This window comes from Streptomyces sp. NPDC020192 (assembly GCF_044388685.1).
Taxonomy (GTDB): Bacteria; Actinomycetota; Actinomycetes; order Streptomycetales; family Streptomycetaceae; genus Streptomyces.
On the sequence record NZ_JBIRXG010000002.1, the window covers coordinates 219,558 to 235,245 of the forward strand.

Here is a 15,688-nt window from a genome sequence, read left to right on the forward strand (position 1 = left end):
GGCCAACCCCACCTGTGTCAACAGCAGTTCATCCAACCGGGGCCGACGGATCAACCGCCGCACGGGTAACCGTCCCGCGCGCCGAGCACGCTCCCGTACATGACCTTCACCTCGTACGGATCCGCCCTGAAGCGCGCGACGGCCCTCACCGCGGCCGCCCTGGTCCTGCTGCTCGCCCCGCCGGCCGGCCGTGCCTCCGCCGCCCAGCCGACGCTCCCGCTCGGCGATCCCGGCCTGGCGGAGACCCGCACGACACGGACCCTCGCCGACGGTGTCACCCTCACCCACATCGTCCGGGGCACCGAACCCGCCCCGCCCGACCAGATCAACACGACCACCCGTGGCCCCTGGGTGGTCAACGTGCTCACCATCGACCCGCGCAGGGCACGCGGACACCTCCGGGCGACCTACGGCCCCGACCTCGCCCACACCGAGAAGACGACCGAACTGGTCCGCCACGCCAAGGCGTTGGTCGGCGTCAACGCCTCCTTCTTCACCTTCACCGCCAGCGCCGAGTACCCCGGCGACCCGGTGGGCCTCGGTCTCTACGACGGGCGGCTGCTCAGCGAGCCCACGGGCGACAGCGCGGAGGCCGACCTCGTCGTGGACGCCCGCGACAACCGGGTCCTGACCGGCCGGCTCAGCTGGTCCGGCAGCCTGCACAACCGGCGCACCGGCGCCACGCTCCCCCTGAAGTACGTCAACCATCCGCCCGTCGTCCCCGCGGCCTGCGCCGACCTGCCCGACCAGACCCGCTGCCCGGTCCCCGGCGACGTCGTCCGCTTCACCCCCGAGTTCGCCGCCGCCACCCCCTCCGGCGCGGGCGTCGAGGTGATCCTCGACCGGCACGGCTGTGTCGTACGCACCCTGACGTCCAGGGGTACGGCACTGACCCGCGGCCAGACCTCCGTCCAGGCCACCGGCGCCGACGCGGCCGCCCTGCTGCACACCGCGGCCCGGGGCTGCCTGCGCACCGACTCCGTGCTCACCGACGAGCACGGCAGCCGACTGGCCGTCCACCCGGGGCTGTTCGGCGTGAACGGCCGCTACCGCCTTACCGCGCACGGCCGGATCGTCGTCCCCGGCGGCTCGGGGAGCTTCTTCGACCGCAACCCGCGCACCCTCGCCGGTACGACCCGCGACGGAAAGATCGTGCTGGCGACCATCGACGGCCGCATGACCACCAGCGTCGGCACCACGATGCACGAGACCGCGGCCGTCGCCCACGCCCTCGGCCTCACCGACGCGGTCAACCTCGACGGCGGCGGCTCCACCACCATGTCCGTCGAGGGCACCCTGGTCAACCGGCCCAGCGGCCCCACGGAACGGGCCGTCGGCGACGCCCTCGTCTTCGTACCCGGCGCTCCCGTCACGGAATCTCGGTGAGGAAGACGTCGGCTTCGAAGTCCTCGTAAGGGCGAGTGCGGGAACGCGCGGCGACGGTCTGGGGGGTGTGTGTCCCCAAGGCCGACTCCAGCGTGTACAACGTCTGCTCCTCGAAACGTGCGGCCTCGGGGGCGCGCATGAAGCGCAGGTCGGCCGCGTGGGCGACCCGGGCGGACAGGGTGAGGGGGTGGGTGGGGCCGAGGCTTCTCGGTGGCGCGGACGACGGTGACCTGGCTGAGCGCGGCCGCGGCCTCGACATCGCCGACGAGGTGGCGCAGGCCGGAGGCGTTGACGGCACAGCCGAGGGTGTAAGGGTGTACCGCTCCGACGGCCCTGGTCAGCTCGTCCAGGGCCCGCTCGATCAGCGCGTGCGCGGCCTCCCGCTCACCGACGGCGCTCAGGATCAGCGCGTGGTTGGAGCGGGTGCGCCGACGTCCCCCGACCACCGCGCGACTCCTCAACTCTCTTGCGGACAACGGGCGCTTGTCCGTACTTGTCCAGCCCGGCGGCCGGACAAGTGGACCGGTCCGTCACAGCAGTTGGAGCGTGGTCGGTGCACCCGGCGCCGCGCCGCGATTCCGTGGCGAGCGGCGTGCCACCCCTTGGCCCGGCCCACGGACGGAGACCTTGCCGATGCCCGACTTCCTGCACCACGCCCTCGATCTCCTGGTTCACGGACTGCTGACCGAAGTGCCCGCCCAGCTCGTCACCGCGGCCGTCGTCGCCGGCACGGCGGGGGCCCTGCGCGCCTGGCGCCGGCACCGCGCCCGCTGCCGCCCACGGTCCCGGCCGACGAGGACCGCACCGGCGCCGGCTGGTCCCACGAGTGAGGCCTGGCGCCGCGATCCGTCGGTCCGGAGACACGGTTTCTCCGTCCGGCCCTGTGATCCGTCGACCTGCGCGCGTAGTACCGCGGTACCACGAGACCGGTCCGTTTCAGTCCCCGGTACGACCGGATCCGGGACCGGCCGAACCTAGGTTGGCCGGTGAGGCGCCAGGGGCTATCGGCGGGCGCCGCGGCCGACAGAGAGAACGCGAATGATCGAGGCACAGCAGCTGACCAAGAGGTACGGCGAGAAGACCGCCGTGGACGGGCTGGACTTCACCGTCAAGCCCGGCACCGTGACCGGCTTCCTGGGCCCCAACGGCGCCGGGAAGTCCACGACCATGCGCATGATCGTCGGGCTCGACGCCCCGACCAGCGGCTCCGTCAGGGTCAACGGCCACCCCTACGCCCGGCACCGGGCGCCCCTTCAGGAGGTCGGGGCGCTCCTGGAGGCCAAGTCGATCCACCCGGGCCGCTCCGCCTACCACCATCTGCGCGCGCTCGCGCTGACCCACGGGATCCCCCGGCGCCGGGTCGACGAGGTCATCGACCTCGCGGGTCTCGGCAGCGTGGCGAAGAAGCGCGCCGGAGCCTTCTCCCTGGGCATGGGCCAGCGGCTCGGCATCGCGGCCGCGCTGCTCGGCGACCCCCAGACGGTGATGCTGGACGAGCCGGTCAACGGGCTGGACCCGGAGGGTGTGCTCTGGATCCGCAACCTGCTCAAAGCGCTCGCCGACGAGGGCCGTACCGTCTTCGTCTCCTCCCACCTGATGAGCGAGATGGCCCTGGTCGCCGACCACCTCATCATCGTGGGGCGCGGCCGGCTGCTGGCCGACACCACCGTGCCGGACCTCATCCGTGAGGCGGGCGGCGACACCGTGAAGGTGGTCACGCAGGACCCGGCGCGGCTGCGGGACGTACTGGCCGGCCCCGGTGTCGACATCACCGGACGCATCGGCTCCGAGGAACTCCAGGTCACCGGCCTGACCGCGCGGGAGATCGGGCTGGCGGCGGCCGAGCACGGCATCGCGCTGTTCGAGCTGAGCCCGCGCACGGTCTCGCTGGAGGAGGCCTTCATGAACCTGACCAGGGACGCCGTCGAGTACCACGGCTCCACGACCGCCACCGAGACCCTGGAAGCCGCCGGGAGGCCCGCATGAGCGTCCTGACCACCACCGACACGGCCGAGGCACCCTCGACCGCCCCGGCCCGCCCCGCCTACCGGGTCACCGGACGGCGCGTGCTCTCCTCGGAGTGGGCCAAGCTGTGGACGCTGCGCTCGACGTGGATCACCCTCGGGCTGGCCCTGCTGTTCCTGATCCTGTTCGGGCTGATCGCCGCCTCCCGGTACAAGTCCAACATCGACTCCGGGCATCACATGGACGGGGACTTCGCCCACTCCACCGCCGTCAGCCTGTCCCTCTTCGGTACGCACTTCGCCCAGCTGGCGCTCGGCGTCCTCGGCGTGCTCGTCACCGCGGGGGAGTACTCGACCGGCATGATCAGGTCCACGCTCGCCGCCGTCCCGCGCCGGCTGCCCGTGCTGTGGTCCAAGGCGGCCGTCTACGGACTGGTCGCGCTGGTGGTCGCGACCCTCGGCGCGGTCGTCACGTTCGGGATCGGCAGCCAGATCGTCTCCGGCACGCCCGCCGCCATGGGCTTCGGCCACGCCGGCGTCGTACGCAGCCTGCTGGGCGCCGGGCTCTACCTCGGCCTGGTCGGCGTGATCGGCACCGCCCTCGGCGCGCTGCTGCGCTCGGTCGCCGGAGGCATCTCGGTCCTGGTCGCCACCCTGATGCTCATCCCCGGCCTGATCTCGCTCCTGCCCAGCTCCTGGCAGGACAACATCAGCCCCTACCTGCCGAGCAACGCCGGCGAGTCGATCTTCGCGCTGACCCACGACTCCACCACCCTCTCGCCCGCCGCCGGACTGCTGGTCTTCCTCGGCTGGACCGCACTCGCCCTGGCCGGAGCGGCGTACCGGCTGGTGCGCAGCGACGTCTGACCGCCCTGCACCATGGTCAGGTGACACCCTTGACGACGAGCACCATCACCGACGACGTCAGCGGCATGGGACCGCTGGTCGCCCGGCTGTCCCGGGGCGGCCAGCGGCTGCGCCAGGCCGACCGCGCCCACCCCTGGGTGCTGGACACGGCGGTGGTGGTCGTCGTCTTCCTGATGTTCTGCCTGCCCGACCTGCTGCACGGGTACGGCGGCGACAACGACGCTCCCCGCCGCCTCCGGCTCGCCTTCACCCGGCTTCACCCGGCGGGCATGTTCGCCTTCCAGGCGGGACTCGTCCTGCCTCTGCTGTGGCGGCGGCGCAGACCCATGGCGGCCTTCGCCGTCATCGCGGCCGTGTTCGTCCTCCAGTGGTCCCTGGGTGCCGTGCTGCGCGCGGACGTCGCCCTGTTCATCGCCCTGTACAGCCTGGCCCTGCACGGCACGCTGCGGCAGCTGCCGTGGGCCTGCGGGGTCATGGCGGCCGCGCTGGTCCTGGTCGCCGTACGGGCCTCGGTGACGGTGTCCGTCTGGGACGCCCTGTTCTTCCTGCTGAGCACGGCGATCGCGGCCCTGGCGCTCGGCCTGGTGGTCCGCATCCGCCGGGCCCAGCTCGCCGGGCTGCGGGACCGCGCGGCCCGCCTGGAGATCGAGCGCGACCAGCGCAGCAGGCTCGCGACCGCCGCCGAACGCGCCCGGGTGGCCCGCGAGATGCACGACATCGTCGGACACAACCTGTCCGTCATGATCTCCCTCGCCGACGCCGGGGTGTACGCCACGGACACGGCCCCCGAACGTGGCAAGGAGGCGCTGCGGCTCATCGGCGACACCGGCCGGATGGCCCTCGGTGAGCTGCGGCGCGTGCTCGGCGTGCTCCGCGAGGACCCGGACGGTCCCGCCAAGGCGCCGGAACTCAGTCCGCAGCCCGGCATCGCGGACCTTCAGACGCTGTGCGATGGTGTGCGCACAGCCGGCCTGGAGGTCGTCTACCGGACCGTCGGCGAGGTGGACGCCCTCGACAGCGGGGTGCAGCTGACGGTCTACCGCATCGTCCAGGAGGCCCTCACGAACACCCTGAAGCATGCCGGCGCCGACACCCGGGTGAACCTGTCGGTCGTCGTCGAGGACACCCGGCTGATCATCCGGGTCCGGGACAACGGCAGCGGCCCCGCCGGACACCCGGAACCACGGAACGAGGAAGGACACGGCCTGGTGGGCATGCGAGAAAGAGCGGCGCTCTACGGCGGGCACGTCAGCGCCGGACCCGCCGCCGGCGGGGGCTGGGCCGTGGAGGCCGTCCTCGACCTGACACCCCAGGGCGGTGCCCGGTGACGACCGTGCTCGTCGTGGACGACCAGCCGCTGCAGCGCTTCGCCTTCCGCATGCTCCTCGACGCCGTCCCCGAGACAGAGGTCGTCGGCGAGGCGGCGCACGGCGCCGAGGCCGTCCGCAAGGCCGCCGAGCTGCGCCCCGACGTCGTCCTGATGGACGTCCGCATGCCCGGCATGGACGGCATCGAGGCCACCCGGCGGATCACCGCCGCCGGCGCCCGCTCCCGCGTCCTCGTGCTGACCACCTTCGACCTGGACGAGTACGTGCACGCCGCGCTGCGGGCCGGGGCCAGCGGCTTCCTCCTGAAGGACGCGCGCCCCGAGGAACTCCTCGCCGGGATCCGCGCCGTCGCCGCCGGCGACGCCGTCATCGCCCCGTCCCTGACCCGCCGCCTCCTCGACGAGTACGCCCGCTACGGCCCCGTACGCGGCGGCGACGACGCCGACGACGCGCGGCTGCGCTCCCTCACCGACCGCGAGCGCGAGATCCTCGTCGCCGTCGGCAAGGGCTGGACCAACGGCGAGATAGCCGCCCACTTCGTCCTGTCCGAGTCCACGGTCAAGACCCACGTCGGCCGCGTCCTGGCCAAGATCGGCGCCCGCGACCGCATCCAGGCCGTGATCTTCGCCTACGACCACGGGCTCGCCCGCCCGAACGCCGGGTGAAGCTCTTTCACCGGTCACTCCGGCGCCGTGACGGTGGTGCGGAAGCGGGCGCGGTACGTCGTGGGCGCGCCCCCCAGAGCGCCTGGGCGGCCGCGGTGCGCACGGCCTCGACGTACTGCCCCGGTGTCATCCCGGTCCGGCCGAGATGCCGGGCGAGCACTGCGACTGGCCTCCGGGCCGGCCCATGAAGACGACCAGCTGCCGGGCAACCCCGCGGGCCGCACCGGCGACCGAGGCCGTACGCCGGGCCCGCGCGGAGAGCTCCAGGATCGTGTCCACGAAATCGCCGCGTTCGAAACCGGGCACGAAGCGTTCCAGCACGTCCACCTTGACGTCCTCCAGCTTTGTCGCCGGGGCCGACGGGGGCCACGGCGATATCGACCTATGTCCCACGGATCCCGCCACGCCGTGAGCCGGGGAGTGTCGGTGGTGCCCGGTACCGTCGATTCCATGGCGATCACTGCACACCTGTGCGGCTCGGTCCGGATGCCGGGCGGAGACGCGCTGTTCGACGGCTTCGGGTTCGAGAGCCGCGGGGCCGCATCATGCCGGGCGCTGCTCCGGAACGGGCATGAGCTGGAGGTCTACGAGCTGGACGAGGTGTTCGCGGGCGAGCGCGCGCCGAGTGCCGTCTTCCCGCTGCCCTGGCCGGGCTGGGGTCACGGCGTCCACTCGGTGAGTCCCGACGGCACGTTCGCCGTGTTCTCGGGACAGCGCGCGGTGCGGGCCGTCGGCGCGGGCGGAGAGACGCTGTGGGAGTACCGGCACGCCTGCTGGGGGCCCGAGATCGGTCACCCGCACTCGGGGGACGAGCAGGAGGTGTGCCGGGGCTCGGAGCACGGATCGTGCCGGATCTCCGACGACGGCCGGCTCGTCTGGGCGCACATCGTGACCGAGCCGGACGACGGCGACTGGGAGGAGCGCTGGGTCGTCCTGGACGCCCGGGACGGACGTGAACTGGCCTCGCTGCGGCTGGACAGCGCCGCCGCCGGTTCGCATCACCTCTCCCACCCCGACGGCGTGCACATGGGCCTGTGCATCGGCATGGGCCAGGACGGCATCCTGCTGCACTGGGCGCGCCGGGACGGCACGACGCTGACCGGCTGGGACCTGAACGAGAGCATGGAACGCATCCTGATGGACGTCCATCCGGGCCACCCGGGCTTCCTGACGGCCCAGCACTACGGCGCGGACCTGCGCCTGCACGCCCTGGACGGCACCGTCCTCGCCGAGCGACCGGCCGAGCGGGCCGACAGCGACACCCCGCACCAGTGGTCCTACTACTCCGGTTTCGTCGACGCCGACACCGTCATCGCCTCGACGGTCGAACCCACCGAGGACGGGAAGCGGATCTGCCACTGGCTCCTCGACGCCCGCACACTGGAGATACGCGGCACGGTCACGTATCCCACGGGCCCTGTCGGCCCCGATGTCCGCCCGCTCGGCGACGGGACCTGGCTCACCTACGACACACACGCCGAGACACTGCACCGCTGGACCCTGACGGCGCCTTCCGCTCCGGCAGTTGACGTCCGCCCGCACTGACCGGCACCGCTGCGCGCCCGCGTCGTGCCTTCCGGGACGGTCCGGTGGGGCACGGCGTCCCCAGTGAGAGGGCTGGCCGGCTGCTCGGCCGTGAACCCGTCACGATGGACACGGTGCTGCGCGACCGGCTCACGGGACCCGTTGCCTAAACTGATCCGGCGCGCGTGCGCCGGGTCATCCGCCCGGCGGGCCTCATCGGCGCGCGCGGCCGACTCCCAGAGGGGACGGGCATGCCGGATTCCGTGCGGCCGAGGCGCCGCCGCCTGCTCGCCGTGGCGGTCTTCGCCCTGGCGCTGTACGTCGTCCTGCGTGCCGCGGGCCTCTTCGGCGGTGAGGACGACAACGGCGACACCCCGCCGCCGGCGAAGGCGTCGGCCTCCACGCCGACCCCGTCGGCCCGTGCGTCCGGTCCCTCACCCGCGGCGGCGGCCACCTCGTCGTACGACCCCGCCCGGTACGCCGCACAGGTCCGGGCCCGGGCCCGGCAGACGGGCGTCAGCGCCCAGTTGCTGATGGCGATCCTCTACAACGAGGCGTACAAACCGCACGACGCGGCCTTCGAGCGGGCCTGGCAGAAGTACAAGCCCGACGCCGCCTTCGGTATCGCCGACATGCATCGCGCCACCTTCGACGAGGTCAAGCAGGGCCGGGACTTCGCCGGTCGCAGCTGGGGCGAGCTGCCGGACGACCGCGACCTCGCGATCGAGGCGGAGGCCTGGTACCTGCACGACCTGGCCGCCCAGTTGCCTGCTCGTCGGCCCGCCTCGTACGCGACGAACGACCTGCTGGCGCTCGGTTACAACACCGGCGCCGGCAACATGCTCGCCTTCGCCCGCGGTGCCACCCCCGGCAGCCAGGCCCGCTCGTATCTGGACCGGCTGCACGCGAACTGGACCAAGGCGGGCGAGGCCGTCGGCACGGACTGAGGCGGCGACGGCCAGGCTCGGTTGTACAGTTGCGCAAAGAGGCAATCCAAGGAGGGGTGGGCGCGATGTTCCGCAACGGACTGGAGCCCTGGCACCTGCTCATCGTGGCGATCGTCATCATCCTGGTGTTCGGTTCGAAGAGACTGCCGGAGGCCGCTCGTGGGCTGGGCAAGTCCCTGCGCATCCTCAGGAGCGAGGCCAAGGCCATGAAGGGGGACGACGGCGCCACCCCGTCCGCCACCGCTCCCGAGGAACACACGACCGCCACCAGCGCGTCGGCACCCCGGCTCGCCCCGGTCGCGTCCGAGGCCACGGAGACCGCCGCACCGGCCACGGAGAACCACGCGGCCCACTGACGCCCACAGTTCAACCTTTGCGCACATCGTGGAACCGCGACGGCGGGGACGACGTTCAACGGAGTGAACGGACAGGTGAACCGCAGTCGGGAGGAAGTGTCGTGGGAGTTTCCCTGGGCAAGGGCGGCAACGTATCGCTGAGCAAGCAGGCGCCGGGACTGAGCGCCGTGGTGGTCGGACTGGGCTGGGACGTGCGGACCACGACCGGCGCGGACTACGACCTGGACGCCTCCGCCCTGCTCTGCGACGCCACGGGGAAGGTGGTCTCCGACCAGCACTTCGTCTTCTACAACAACCTCAACAGCCCCGACGGATCGGTGGAGCACACCGGCGACAACCTCACCGGTGAGGGCGAGGGCGACGACGAGTCGATCAAGGTGAACCTGGTCGCCGTACCGGCCGAGATCGCCAAGATCGTGTTCCCGGTCTCCATCCACGACGCCGATGTGCGCGGCCAGAGCTTCGGCCAGGTGCGCAACGCGTTCATCCGCGTCGTGAACCAGGCGAACGGCCAGGAGATCGCCCGCTACGACCTCTCCGAGGACGCCTCGACCGAGACCGCGATGGTCTTCGGCGAGCTGTACCGGCACGCCGGCGAGTGGAAGTTCCGCGCGGTGGGCCAGGGCTACGCCTCCGGACTCCGGGGCATCGCCCAGGACTTCGGCGTCAACGTCTGACACGGCCGGCCGCCACGCCGGCGCCCACAGCGCTCCGGGAAACGGGTTTGTACGATGTCCCGCACCCGATGACGGTGTCCCCGGACCGAGCGCTACGGAGATCATCAGGTGGTCGATGACGGCGACTTCGCACACGAACAGCGTGGGGTGGGCAAGCCGCTGCATGTGTACGAGACCGACCCGCTGCTGCTCGAAGTGCACCGGGCCATCGACCTGGGCCCCCTCACGGACGGCATGCCGGGTCTGCCGGTCTACGTCCCACGGCCCCACGACCGGGACCTCGCCGATGCCGTAGCGCGGGCGATCGGCGGCAGCAGCGCGCTCGTGACCCTCGTCGGCGGATCGTCCACCGGCAAGACGCGGGCCTGCTGGGAAGCCGTACGGGAACTGGGCCGCGGCTGGAGGTTGTGGCACCCGGTCAGCCCCGGACGGGTCGAGGCTCTGCTGGACGGCATCGACCGGGTCGGCCCCCGCACGGTGATCTGGCTGAACGAGGTCCAGCACTACGTCGGTCCGCCGGGCGCGGGCGAGGAGGCCGCGGCCCGGCTGCGCGGCCTGCTCGCCGACCCGGCACGCGGCCCCGTCCTCGTCCTGGCCACCCTCTGGCCGCGACACTGGCGGCAGCTCACGGCGGATCCGGCCGACGGCGGCGCCGATCCGCACGCCCAGGCCCGCGATCTGCTGGCGGACAGCGCCATCGAAGTCCCGGACGCCTTCGGCCCGAGCGCCCTGCTCGCCCTGCGGCGCGCCGCCGCCGAGGACCCTCGCCTCGCCTGGGCCGCCGCCGACGCGGACCGTGGCCAGATCACCCAGTACCTGGCGGGGGTTCCCGCCCTCCTCACCGCCTACCGGACCGCCTCGCCCACCGTGAAGGCACTGGTGCACGCGGCCATGGACGCCCGCCGGCTCGGCGCGTTCGAGGAGTGGATTCCCGTGGAGTTCCTCCGCGACGCCGCCCCGGGTTACCTCACGGACCTCCAGTGGCTGGAGGCCGGGGACGGGGACGACTGGCTGCGCGAGGCGCTCGACCAGGCGGCGAGGCCGTGCAAGGGGGTGCTGGGTCCGCTGAGTCCCCGTAAGTCACGGACGACGAAGACGGCCGGCGGGCAGCCGGTTCCCCGACGGCTGGCCGACTACCTGGAGCAGCTCGGCCGGTCGGAACGCGTGGCCGCACTGCCGCCCGAGTCGTTCTGGGAAGCCGCCGTGGCCCACGCGGACACCGGCCGTCTGGCCGCGCTTGCCGGGGAGGCGCAGCGGCGTGGCCTGTACCGGCTGAGCGCCCGGATGCTGAGGACCGCGTTGTCGGCCGGTGCCGCCTCGGGAGCGGGCCGTCTGGCGGCGGTTGTTGCCTCAGCGAGTGCTCGAACCGCCGGTGAGGCCATGGCGTGGATCGTCCGGAACGCAAACGTCTCCGACTCCTCCGAAGTAGCGCGCTTGATTCGATTCCTCCAAGAGGAACGAGCCGACGAGTTGATCCGGGAACTCATCAAGAGGACGGTGGCCGAGACCTCGTTCTGCGACGTTTCGGCGCTGGACGTTCTGCTGGACGTTCTGACCGAGTTTGGCGACGACGAGGATGTCAGAGTGCTCCTGGCGCGCGATCCGGCGTCGCAGGTGGTTTTGAACGACCTTCCGGACGCTTACCGACTCCTTGCGAAGATGAAGGTGCTCGGGGCTCACGACCAGTTCGAGACACTGGCCGACCGTATGGCCACGTCGGACGTCAGTGAACTGTCGTACCTGGCTCTCGTCTTCCTGCACGAGGCCCGTGCCGAGCGGCAGTTGGCCAAGGCCACCGATCGCGCGTGCGCTCAGCTCGACGGGTTGGACCCCCCGGAGGCCGTCATGCTCCTGAGAGCGTTGATCAGGGTCGGGGACCACCGGCACATCGAGCGTGTCCTGGGGCTCGACCTCGTGAGCGGGGTGCCCCTCGACGACGCTGTCGGCGGACTCAAGGTGTTGTACGACGCGGGAGCCGAACGACACCTCAGCGAGGTGATCGGCCGACTGAACGCGCACGCGCAGACGGCTGATGTGGCGTGGACCGCACGGCTGTACATGATGGCGGAGGAGTTGCAGCTGCATGACGAGCTTGTGGCGCGCCTGCCGTTCAGGCTGCCCGAGGATCGCCTGGATCTCACGGATGCCGATACGGTCGTATGGCTCCTCTCCGCCGCTCGGAGGCTGGGCACGGAGCAACGGCTGGCCGCACTGATCACTCGCAGTGCCGCCAGACCGTACTCCTTCCGCTCGGCGGACGAGCTGGAAGCTCTGAGAGACATTCTGGAGTGGGAGGCGGGTGACCTCGTGGCCGAGGTCACCCGCGCCGTCGCCGAATGGCTGCCCGCGGGGGACGCCGGCATGACGGCCTGGGTACTGCGCACGCTCAGCGAGTACGACATGGACGCTTCCGTCAGGACCCTGCTGGGGCGCTGCCCCGCCGTCGACGTCGGCCTTGATGACCCGGAACATCTCGCCCAACTTCTCGCGCAATTACGTCGGTTGGGAGCACACGGAGAGATCGCCACCTTGCGCGGTCGAGGGATGGGGACGGCGGTTCCACTGGACCGCGCTGAGGGGACGGCCGATCTGCTGTACGAGCTCGCAGAGTGCGGGGAGGGCGAGCTGGTGTCCCAGGTGGCCGCGCGTGCGGTCCGGGAATGCGACGTCACGGACGTCGACGCAGCGGTGCGGCTCATGGATGCCGTGGATGCGCTGTGTCCGCGCGAACAACCGGTAGCCCTGGCCGACCGGGTCGCCGCCGAGGCCGACGTCACGTCACCGGGAGCAGCCTACGTACTGCTGGCGTACTTCATGGACCACGATCTGGCCTCCGCCTTCCGGCGGGTACTGATCGAGATCGAGGCCCAAGTGGCGACGAAGGGTACGGTGTTCACGCGCGCGCACCGCTACGACCTGATGGGGCTCCTGCAACTGCTCAAGGCAGCCAGAGCCTCCAGGGCCATCTCCGCACTGGCCACCCGCCTCGTGGCCGCCGCGGACTTCTCGCGGCCCGGGACCACGGCCGATGTCGCCGCTGCCATGCGGGAGGCGGGGGCCCTGGACCAGGTCGACATGCTGGCCGCCACGGCGGCCGACTCCGGTGAGTTCCTGCTGGCCCTGGACATCGCCCCGGACCTCAGAGAGGCCTACCCCTTCGGCCGCGAACCCGACGGCGCCCCCTCCCGCCCCTGGGGCTGGCACGACTTATAACACCGAACACCGCCCGGACCATCCGTTCTCCTGACACACTGGACAGCCGAACTCGCCCGCAGGGCAAGTGACTTCCGTACGACAGGAGCAGACTCGTTGCGTCCCCTCACCGACAATCCCGTCGTCGCCCCCGAGGACGACTCGTTCCATTTCGGCCCGTACGTCGACGTCCTGCACGCGGCGGTGGAGCAGGCCACGCCGTTGCCGCTGACCGTCGGGGTGTTCGGCTCCTGGGGTGCGGGGAAGTCGAGCTTTCTGCGGCTCTGGGAGGGGCGGTTCAAGGCCGGTCGCACCCGGACGATCTGGTTCAACCCCTGGAAGTACGACCGCAAGGTCGAGGTCTGGGCGGCCCTGCTGCACACCATCCTCGCCGAGATGGAGCAGGAGGAGACGCTCAAGGACAAGGCCGTCAAGCTGGCCAAGGCCGCGACCTGGCTCTCGGTCCGCGCCGGACTGGGCACCGCGGCCGCGCTCGGCACCGGCGGTGTCATCAAGAGCGGGGACGTCGACGCACTGCTGAAGGGCCTGTCCGAGGGTGACGCGGAGCAGTACCGGCAGGTGAACCGTTTCGAGGCCGACTTCGCCGACGCCGTACGGGAGTTCGTCGGTGAGGACGGCCGGCTCGTGGTCTTCGTGGACGACCTCGACCGGTGCAGCCCCGAGTCGGCCATGACGGTGCTGGAGTCGCTGAAGCTCTTCCTGGCCCAGTCGCAGTGCGTCTTCGTCCTCGCCCTGGACGTCGACGTGCTGGCCGCGATCGCCACCAACAAGTTCGGCGCGGCCCTCAAGGGGGCACCGGCCGATGTGGCGTCCGGCATGGCCTACCTCGAAAAGATCGTCCAACTGCCCTTCTTTCTCCCGGACGTGGGGTTCGACACCCTCCGCGAGGCCTACAGGCCCTATGTCCTGGAACTGTCGGACGACCCCGTCTTCTGGGAGCTGCTCCAGCGCGGCCTGGGTGGCAATCCGCGCCGGCTCAAGCGCTACATCAACGTCTTCAACATGGCTCTGGCCGTCTCCCGCGGCCAGTTGCCGCCCGGCGCCATCGACCGGCGGTACCGCCTCCAGCTGGCGATGCTGCTCATCATCCGTACGCTGCACCGCGGCTTCTTCCACGCACTGACCGCCGAGCCCGACTCCTGGCAGACGTTGACCAGGTTCTTCGAGCAGGCCCAGACGCAACCGTCCATCCGTCAGACCGCCACGCTGCAACTCCCGCAGCACCTGCATGACTTCGCAACGAACCTGGTTCTCGAGCGCCTCCTCACCTATTCCGGCGGGGAGCGCCTGGACCCGCCGGGCGGCCCGGTCGTCGTGCAGATGATCAGCACCCTGCGCAGCACCGCCGGCCCGGTCGATCCGGAGTAGATCCGAAGACCCCGGGTCAGGGCTCGTCCGTCGGCAGCAGGACGATCAGCCGGGCGCCGGGTTCGTTGTCCTCGAGCAGTGTGCGGCCATGGTGGGCCGTGACGACCTCGCGGACGATGGCCAGGCCCAGACCGCTGCCGCCGGTGTCCCGGGAGCGGGCGTCGTCCAGCCGGGTGAAGCGGCCGAAGACGCGCTCGCTGTCGGCGTCCGGGACGCCGGGGCCGTCGTCGGCGACGACCAGACGGGCGGTGCCGTCCTCGGTGCGCAGGCTGACCTCCACCCGGCTGTCGGCGTACCGGACGGCGTTGTCGAGGAGATTGCGGACGACACGGGCGAGCGCGTCCGCGTCTCCTGGTACGCGGGCCGCCCCGACGGCGTGCTGGTCGATCGGGACCCGGGCACGCAGCCGGGCCTCGCGCACCTCGGCGAAGACGATCTCGTCCAGGTCGACGGAGTGGGTCCGGAGGAGGGGCTGGTCGTCGAGGCGTGCCAGCCGCAGGAGGTCGTCGACGAGCCGGGTGAGCCGCTCGGACTCCCGCAGCAGGGACCGGGCGAGGGCCTGCGCCTCCGGCGACCGGGCGTGCCGGGCGGCTACGTCGAGCCGGGTGTGCAGGACGCTGAGGGGGCTGCGCAGTTCGTGGGCGGCGTCCGCGATGAACCGGCGCTGGCGGCGGGTCGCGGTGTCCAGACGGGCGAGCAGGTCGTTCAGGGTCCGGGCGAGCCGGGCGAGCGCGTCCGCGGTGGGCGGCACGTCGAGCCGTCGGCCGAGGTCGGACGTGGTGATCTCGGCGGTCTGGGCGCGCATCGCCTCCACGGGGCGCAGCGCCCGCCCGGTCAGCAGCCACACCACCGCCGTGAGCAGGGCGACGACCGCCGGGGTGCCCGCCGCCAGGCCGGCGGTGAGCCGGGCCAGCCCCCGGTCGACGCTCTCGGTGGGCAGGGCCACGTACACCGTCCACGGAGTGCGGGCCGCGCCGGCGGGGACCGCGACGGCCCGCCAGGCGCCGCTCGCGCCCACCGGGATGTCATGGACGGTGTGTGCCCTGGGGGTGCCGGATCCGCTCGCCGGGAAGAAGAACGCCCGGGGCCTGCCGCGCAGGTTCGCCGAGCTGGCGATCACGTCGCCCGCGCGGTCGACGATCTGTACGGCGACCTCCCCGTGGCCGCCCGCGGGAACCTCCGCGTCGATCTGCGTGCTGTCGGCGTCCGCCGCCACGACCTCGGCACGCTGGAGGGCGGCCGTGTCCAGGCCGTGGATCAGGCTGGCGTGCAGCCAGACCACGAGGAGTACGGCGGCCCCGGCCAGACCGGCGGCGATGACCAGGGCCGCGGCGGCCGTCAGCCGCAGCCGCAGCGATCTGCGGGCCCACCAGAACCGGGCGTCGGCCGCCAT

General features: G+C 71.9%; 14 protein-coding genes. 11 read left to right on the plus strand and 3 right to left on the minus strand.

Going from position 1 to position 15,688, the window contains the following annotated elements; genetic code table 11:
* Positions 1–99 precede the first annotated feature (99 nt).
* Positions 100–1,386: a phosphodiester glycosidase family protein gene (locus ACH47Z_RS05420; RefSeq protein ID WP_399070743.1), complete on the plus strand. Its 1,287-nt coding sequence runs from the start codon at positions 100–102 to the stop codon at positions 1,384–1,386.
* On the opposite strand, the gene ACH47Z_RS05425 is transcribed toward ACH47Z_RS05420, so the two are convergent.
* Entirely contained in the window at positions 1,370–1,645 is a 276-nt protein-coding gene (locus ACH47Z_RS05425) for a hypothetical protein (RefSeq protein WP_399070745.1), read from the minus strand. The genes ACH47Z_RS05420 and ACH47Z_RS05425 overlap by 17 nt on opposite strands.
* 779 nt (positions 1,646–2,424) lie before the next feature.
* On the opposite strand from ACH47Z_RS05425, the gene ACH47Z_RS05430 reads away from it, so the two are divergent.
* The 4 genes from ACH47Z_RS05430 (at position 2,425) to ACH47Z_RS05445 (ending at position 6,210) form a co-directional block, all read left to right on the plus strand.
* Positions 2,425–3,372, plus strand: coding sequence for an ATP-binding cassette domain-containing protein (locus tag ACH47Z_RS05430; protein WP_399070747.1), 948 nt, complete (start codon positions 2,425–2,427; stop codon positions 3,370–3,372).
* A complete protein-coding gene (locus tag ACH47Z_RS05435; protein WP_399070749.1) occupies positions 3,369–4,217 on the plus strand; it encodes an ABC transporter permease in 849 nt (282 codons plus the stop codon). Before ACH47Z_RS05430 ends, ACH47Z_RS05435 begins: the two co-directional genes overlap by 4 nt.
* 65 nt (positions 4,218–4,282) lie before the next feature.
* Positions 4,283–5,545 carry a sensor histidine kinase gene (locus ACH47Z_RS05440; protein WP_399071376.1) on the plus strand — a complete coding sequence of 421 codons (1,263 nt, stop codon included), beginning with the start codon at positions 4,283–4,285 and terminating at the stop codon, positions 5,543–5,545.
* Positions 5,542–6,210, plus strand: coding sequence for a response regulator (locus ACH47Z_RS05445; RefSeq protein WP_399070751.1), 669 nt, complete (start codon positions 5,542–5,544; stop codon positions 6,208–6,210). Before ACH47Z_RS05440 ends, ACH47Z_RS05445 begins: the two co-directional genes overlap by 4 nt.
* Before the next feature lie 126 nt (positions 6,211–6,336).
* Here the strand turns inward: ACH47Z_RS05445 and ACH47Z_RS05450 are convergent, their stop codons facing one another.
* On the minus strand, positions 6,337–6,537 hold the full coding sequence (locus ACH47Z_RS05450; protein WP_399070754.1) for a hypothetical protein: 201 nt from the start codon (positions 6,535–6,537) through the stop codon (positions 6,337–6,339).
* Between the two features lie 123 nt (positions 6,538–6,660).
* Between ACH47Z_RS05450 and ACH47Z_RS05455 the strand changes: the two genes are divergently transcribed.
* From ACH47Z_RS05455 to ACH47Z_RS05480, 6 genes are all read left to right on the plus strand, one after another.
* Complete coding sequence (locus ACH47Z_RS05455; protein WP_399070755.1) at positions 6,661–7,755, plus strand: hypothetical protein; 1,095 nt, start codon at positions 6,661–6,663, stop codon at positions 7,753–7,755.
* 230 nt (positions 7,756–7,985) lie between these two features.
* Positions 7,986–8,681: a lytic transglycosylase domain-containing protein gene (locus ACH47Z_RS05460; protein WP_399070757.1), complete on the plus strand. Its 696-nt coding sequence runs from the start codon at positions 7,986–7,988 to the stop codon at positions 8,679–8,681.
* Between the two features lie 65 nt (positions 8,682–8,746).
* Positions 8,747–9,037 (plus strand): Sec-independent protein translocase subunit TatA, encoded by a 291-nt coding sequence (gene tatA, locus ACH47Z_RS05465; protein WP_399070759.1) that lies wholly within the window; start codon positions 8,747–8,749, stop codon positions 9,035–9,037.
* A 101-nt stretch (positions 9,038–9,138) separates the two neighbouring features.
* Entirely contained in the window at positions 9,139–9,714 is a 576-nt protein-coding gene (locus ACH47Z_RS05470) for a TerD family protein (protein WP_399070761.1), read from the plus strand.
* 108 nt (positions 9,715–9,822) lie between these two features.
* Positions 9,823–12,927: a hypothetical protein gene (locus ACH47Z_RS05475; RefSeq protein WP_399070763.1), complete on the plus strand. Its 3,105-nt coding sequence runs from the start codon at positions 9,823–9,825 to the stop codon at positions 12,925–12,927.
* 96 nt (positions 12,928–13,023) lie between these two features.
* The gene (locus tag ACH47Z_RS05480; RefSeq protein WP_399070765.1) at positions 13,024–14,295 is read left to right on the plus strand and encodes a P-loop NTPase fold protein; all 1,272 of its coding nucleotides are present in this window, start codon (positions 13,024–13,026) and stop codon (positions 14,293–14,295) included.
* 16 nt (positions 14,296–14,311) lie between these two features.
* Here ACH47Z_RS05480 and ACH47Z_RS05485 read toward each other — a convergent pair whose 3' ends face one another.
* Entirely contained in the window at positions 14,312–15,688 is a 1,377-nt protein-coding gene (locus ACH47Z_RS05485; RefSeq protein ID WP_399070767.1) for a sensor histidine kinase, read from the minus strand.

Bases quoted from the DNA above. Each gene is read 5' to 3' on its own strand.
- ACH47Z_RS05420 (WP_399070743.1), top strand. From the start codon at position 100: ATGACCTTCACCTCGTACGGATCCGCCCTGAAGCGCGCGACGGCCCTC.
- ACH47Z_RS05425 (WP_399070745.1), bottom strand. From the start codon at position 1,645: ATGTCGAGGCCGCGGCCGCGCTCAGCCAGGTCACCGTCGTCCGCGCCA.
- ACH47Z_RS05430 (WP_399070747.1), top strand. From the start codon at position 2,425: ATGATCGAGGCACAGCAGCTGACCAAGAGGTACGGCGAGAAGACCGCC.
- ACH47Z_RS05435 (WP_399070749.1), top strand. From the start codon at position 3,369: ATGAGCGTCCTGACCACCACCGACACGGCCGAGGCACCCTCGACCGCC.
- ACH47Z_RS05440 (WP_399071376.1), top strand. From the start codon at position 4,283: ATGGGACCGCTGGTCGCCCGGCTGTCCCGGGGCGGCCAGCGGCTGCGC.
- ACH47Z_RS05455 (WP_399070755.1), top strand. From the start codon at position 6,661: ATGGCGATCACTGCACACCTGTGCGGCTCGGTCCGGATGCCGGGCGGA.
- ACH47Z_RS05460 (WP_399070757.1), top strand. From the start codon at position 7,986: ATGCCGGATTCCGTGCGGCCGAGGCGCCGCCGCCTGCTCGCCGTGGCG.
- tatA (WP_399070759.1), top strand. From the start codon at position 8,747: ATGTTCCGCAACGGACTGGAGCCCTGGCACCTGCTCATCGTGGCGATC.
- ACH47Z_RS05485 (WP_399070767.1), bottom strand. From the start codon at position 15,688: ATGGCGGCCGACGCCCGGTTCTGGTGGGCCCGCAGATCGCTGCGGCTG.